General features: G+C 39.8%; 1 protein-coding gene and 1 rRNA gene. One reads left to right on the top strand and one right to left on the bottom strand.

Going from position 1 to position 352, the window contains the following annotated elements:
- Positions 1–247 (top strand): hypothetical protein (locus tag B7C41_RS20330; RefSeq protein WP_211279561.1); only part of this gene is annotated, 247 nt, incomplete at its 5' end.
- On the opposite strand, the gene rrf is transcribed toward B7C41_RS20330, so the two are convergent.
- A 5S ribosomal RNA gene (rrf, locus tag B7C41_RS19935) occupies positions 242–352 on the bottom strand; the annotation flags it as partial. The two genes, B7C41_RS20330 and rrf, sit on opposite strands and share 6 nt — an antisense overlap.

Below are 352 nucleotides of genomic sequence, written 5' to 3'. Positions count from 1 at the left end.
AGCTCAGCCCAAATTTATAGCTTTTTTCTGCCGATACATATTGCATGTATCAGAGTTTGCTCGTTATTTTAGTAAATTAGCAAGACAACAGCATAGTGTTTTACTAAAAACTATCAGTAATAAGCTTTCTGCCAACGAAAGACGAAATTCAAGGAGTAGGAATCTGGTTTTATTAATACTTTTATTAAACGCCGAACAGCAAAAAGCCCGTCACATTAGTAACGAGCTTTTCTTAATAGAAGCCTAGCAATGTCCTACTCTCACATGGGAACTCCCACACTACCATCGGCGCTAACACATTTCACTACTGAGTTCGGAATGGGATCAGGTGGGGCTATGTCGCTATTGTCGC

Source organism: Cognaticolwellia mytili (assembly GCF_002104475.1).
GTDB lineage: Bacteria > Pseudomonadota > Gammaproteobacteria > Enterobacterales > Alteromonadaceae > Cognaticolwellia > Cognaticolwellia mytili.
This window is presented reverse-complemented; position numbering and strand designations above follow the sequence as displayed.